At 65.5% G+C, this 4,687-nt stretch carries 2 protein-coding genes; both read left to right on the top strand.

Annotated elements, in window-relative coordinates:
- Positions 1-25 precede the first annotated feature (25 nt).
- Complete coding sequence (locus EOA33_RS25000; protein WP_127406842.1) at positions 26-3,856, top strand: FtsK/SpoIIIE domain-containing protein; 3,831 nt, start codon at positions 26-28, stop codon at positions 3,854-3,856.
- Between the two features lie 109 nt (positions 3,857-3,965).
- On the top strand, positions 3,966-4,687 hold a 722-nt coding region (locus tag EOA33_RS25005), incomplete at its 3' end, for a hypothetical protein (RefSeq protein WP_210212600.1).

Raw genomic sequence — 4,687 nt, forward strand, 5'->3', positions numbered from 1 at the left:
CCTTGGGTCCAAGGACGTGTTCAAGGTGGCGCAGTACGCCACCCAGCTGATCTGGACCATGCCTGCGAACTCGTTCGCCAACGCCTACACAGCGAACATGTCCGAGATCGCAAACCAGGCCGGGAACCTGGCGCTGCTCGGGGCGGGCAGCTTCACGCGCTCGCAAAGGACCGATCGGGTCGTAGACGGCATCATCGACCTGCAGAACCGGGCGACCGTGCAGGACGTTTTCGATTCGCCGCAGGGCACTCTCGTCAACATGAACGACGCGACGCTCGACGAGGGCGCCAAGTTCATGGCGGCGCTCGACAGGCTCAAGGGGCAAGTCCTGCTTCCGGCCGACGCGGCCCGCATCAGGGATGCGTTCTTCCGATTCCGCGAAAGCTACACGCAAGCCGTCCGCGCCTTCACGTCGGACGGAGGCAAGGGCCTCATGGACGAGGCGCTCTACGAGCAGTCTGCCCTGTACGGCGAGGTGCTCGCCCTGCTCAGATCGTCCGCAAGGAACGACGACTGCAGAAAGCTCCTCTGGAAGCCTGTCCTGTCGATCGGGATGGCCCATTCGATGGACAGGCCGAGCGTGGCGATCTCCTGCCCCTGGCATCCGTTCCGGCTTGCGGAAGCGAAAGCCAAGGCCGAGAAAGTCGCCAAGGCACTCAAGCAGCTGCTCGTGTCGGGCGGCAACGGGGCGGACCTGCGCACTTATGCGCGGAGCGTCACCGACGCGATCGGCCGCGCGTGGCATCCGGCCATGACGCTCGTGCCCGGTGTCGCCGACCAAAAGCTGCTGATCGAGACCGAAGACTTCGCCGACTACGCGCTGCTCGAACCCCCGACGCTGGACGAGGGGGCCGAGGACGCGTTCGACGGCTACTCCAAGGAAGCCACTGCCGCCCTGCTGGCCCAAGCGCGGGAGTACCTCGACCTCAACCCGCACGAGCGCGCCAACTTCTCAGTCGTCCTGTACAACGCCGACAACCGCGACCTGCCGTCCCGGCTAGCGGACCAACTGGCGAGGAAGATCGAGGCGGAGTCCGACCTGCGCTGCGACCTCATCCTGACGCACACGAACCAGCACAGGCTGCGGCAGATCTACGCCGAGCAGAACGTCACGATCAGCAGGGAACTGGATGGCGTGCTCGCCAGCGAGGCGGCGCAGACTTTCCTTTCGCGCCTTCGCGTCGGCTTCCTGGACGTCGACGCCGTGGGGAACGGGACCACGGCCCGCAAAGCCGACATCGTGCTCCTCCATGACGTGATCGCGCGGGGCGCGAAGACAAGCTGGCGGCGGACCTCGGCTCCAAAGGACGGCGTGTGGCCTTCGTTCGCCGAACATCTGCCTGACGAAGAGACGCGGCGGCTTTCCCACGGCATGGGCGAACGCAAGAGCGAGACCCTCCTCGTCCCCGCCGTCAGACCCCTAGAGGTCCAGCGCTATGTCGACGTGATCCATGACCTGCACCGCGACGAGAAGGAGGAAAGCTCCGAGCACTTCGTTCCGGTGCGCGAGGTCAATTTCGACGACCTCAGGATCGCCGACGCGATCAACCGGTCTCACGGCGTGGCCGAATGGGTAGTCACTTTTGACGCGATCGCCAACGAACAGCTGCTGAAGAACAACAACATCAACGTCATCAGGAACATCGCCTGGGCGGGATCCAGCCACAACGTGATCGTCTCGACGAAGAAGACGAGCGTCCCCCTGAAGGACAGGCTCGCCAAGCAGCTCGCCGAAGTCACGCCCAAGTCCGGCGCCGAGGCCCGGCGGTTCGCCGACGCCTGCATCAACGAGGCCGCCTCCATTTCGGGGCGGGTGGTCCTGAGGGCGGCGCGCCAGGAGAACCACGCGCTGGAGCTTCTCGGCTTACTTCTCAGCAAGCAGGTGCTCGTCGCGTCGCTCCCCGAGGGCATCGCGCCCGTCGCCTGGCTGCAGCTCGACGACTTCGCGGAACCGCTAGGGCTGAAGAGCAAGAAGAAGGCCGATATCCTCGCGCTCTGCGTGGGCGAGGAGGACGGCCTTCCCGTCCTCGACATGCACGTGATCGAGAGCAAGTTCGTTGGTCAGGCCGGCGAAGCCGAAGAGGCGGCGAGATCCCTCGACCAGACCAAGGCGACCACGGTCGACCTGAAGGACCGCATCGTGCTCGACGGCGACGTCCTCAACCGCGGCCTCTGGCGCTCGCGGATCGCGGATCTGTTGCTTGAGCATGGCATATTCCCCCGCTCGGTGGCCGACCGGGACGCCCGTTCGTGGGCGACCATGATCCGCAGCGGCGCAGCCAACATCCGGATCCGGGGGATGTCGCTCGTGTTCGTGCATGACTGCGTCCTGGGCAAGCCGACGCCGAACGTGCCCAAGGAGGAAGAACTCAGGCAATACATCTTCGACCGCCCGGAGATCGCGCGCATTTTCAGGCATTTCGAGGACCCGCGCGCGGAAAAGCCGCTGACGGTGCGGCTGCCCGACCCGGCTTACTGCGGCAAGCCTCCTTCAGGCGCGGAAGCCGTGCCAGGCGCGGCCGTCCTGCCCGAACAGGCTGTCGTCCCCGAACCGGAACTGCCGCAGCCGGACCTGTCTGCCGCAGCCCGGGAACCTGCATCGCCCCCGGCTGTGGAGCCGGCCGCGGCAGTGACCGCCTTCGACGAAGCGGTAGGCCGCTACCCGCTGTCTGTCCGTAAGTACATCGAGTCAGTCCCGGCAGCGGTGGCGGGCGAGAACGCCAACGCATGGCTGGCCGACGTCAAGGTCAAGCTGAGGCAGGCGCTCAGGAGCTATGGCCTCGACACCGAGATCACGGGCGACCGTCTCACGCCGAACGCCGCCATGGTCAAGTTCAGAGGCAACGACACGATGACCGTCGCCAACGTCGAGAAACGCCGCGAGGTGCTTCAGACTTCGCACAGTCTGGTGGTGACGGACGTACGCCCCGGTAGCGGCGAGGTGCTCGTCATGGTGCGGCGGCCCACCCGCAGCATCCTTTCCCTGGCTGAACTCTGGAAGCGGAGGACGCTCCAGGCGACGGCCCCCGTGTCCAATGGCAGCTTCCTTCTCGGCGAACGGGAGGACGACGGCGAACTGCTCTATCTCAACATCTTCGGGGAGAACGGGGGCCAGCCGCAGCATGGGCCGCACACGTTGATCGCGGGCGAGTCCGGCGGCGGCAAAGGCGTGCTGACGCGGAACATCCTGCTCGACCTGCTGGCGACGAACTCGCCACGGAACGTCAGGGTGCGTTTCGTCGACCCCAAGTTCGGTGCCGACTACCCCTGGCTCAGGAACATGCCCCACCTTGACGGCGGCATCGTCACGAACCAGGAAGATGCTATCGCGACTCTCGAGGAGCTGGTGGCTGAAATGGACCGCCGCTATGCCGAGATCACGAAGACGTCGCCGAACATCGAGAAATACAACCAGAAAGTCGAACCTGAGGCGCGGCTGCCTCGCATTTTCCTGTTCCACGACGAGATCGGCGACTGGATGGCCGACAAGGGCAGCCCGTATCAGGACGCGGTCGCCAGCCACGTCGTCAGGCTAGCCTCGAAGGCGCGGGCCGCCGGCGTGCACCTTGTCCTCATCACCCAGCGGCCTGACAAGGACGCCATGCCTTCGCAGATCAAGGCGAATGTGGGCAACAAGATCTGCCTGAAGGTCGCGTCCAACGTGAACTCGCGCATCGTGCTCGACGAAGGTGGGGCCGAGCAGCTTCTCGGCATGGGCCATTTCGCGGCGAAGCTCGCCAACGAGGTGCCCATGGGCCAGTCCAGCCTCATCATCGGCCAGTCGCCCTTCATCGACGACGACGACGCGTGGGATCTGGCGGCGGCGATCACGGATCATTGGGGCAAGGCCGGATAGGGCGAGTGCCGGAGGAGGCCGCCAAGTGGCCAGGCGAAGCGAAGTAGGCAAGCGGGTTGGCGGATTCCTGTACGTCCACAGGGACGCTCTACCGTTTGTCCCTGAGGAAATGAGGCAGGCGGTCGCCCGCGCCGAGGCCGCCGCCCCCGGCTTCGAATGGAACGTCGCCAAGGCCTCGCCAGACCGTCAGTCCCTTCTCCTCTACGAAGACTTTTCCAAGTCCGCGTTCCCGGCCCTGCTCAGGTCGGTTTCGTTCGACGCGGACGGGGTTCCTTCCATCATCGATTACTCCCGGCGCGACAATCCGCCGATCCTTCACCGCAAGGAAACGCTGCTCGCTCCCGATGATCCGCGCATCCCCGCCTTCGCGGCGATAACGCGCAGGGCCGAGGATCTCGGCCTGTTCAAGGACACCAAACGCATCGGCACGCGGGCCAACTGGACGGCCATGCTTGCCGAAGCGGGCCTACGGGTGGACGGCCCGCGCCTGGTGGCGGCGGGAGAAGCCGCAGTGGACGTCGCCAGGGAGAAGACCGCTATATCGAGGAATGGGCTCTCCCAGCCTGCCTCGCTCATGATCCGGTACGGTATGCTGCAGCCCGATCACGAACTTTTCGATTACGGCTGCGGACGCGGAGATGACGTGGCCACCCTGCGGGCCAACGGCTACTCGGCCTTCGGATGGGACCCGAATTTCCTGCCCGGCGGCGAAAGGCGGCCTGCCGACATCGTCAATCTCGGCTTCGTCATCAATGTCATCGAGGACCCCCACGAGAGGGAAGAGACCTTGCGCGCCGCCTGGGGCTACGCTAGCCGAGGCATGGCCGTGTC

Source organism: Mesorhizobium sp. M4A.F.Ca.ET.050.02.1.1, from assembly GCF_003997725.1.
GTDB lineage: Bacteria > Pseudomonadota > Alphaproteobacteria > Rhizobiales > Rhizobiaceae > Mesorhizobium.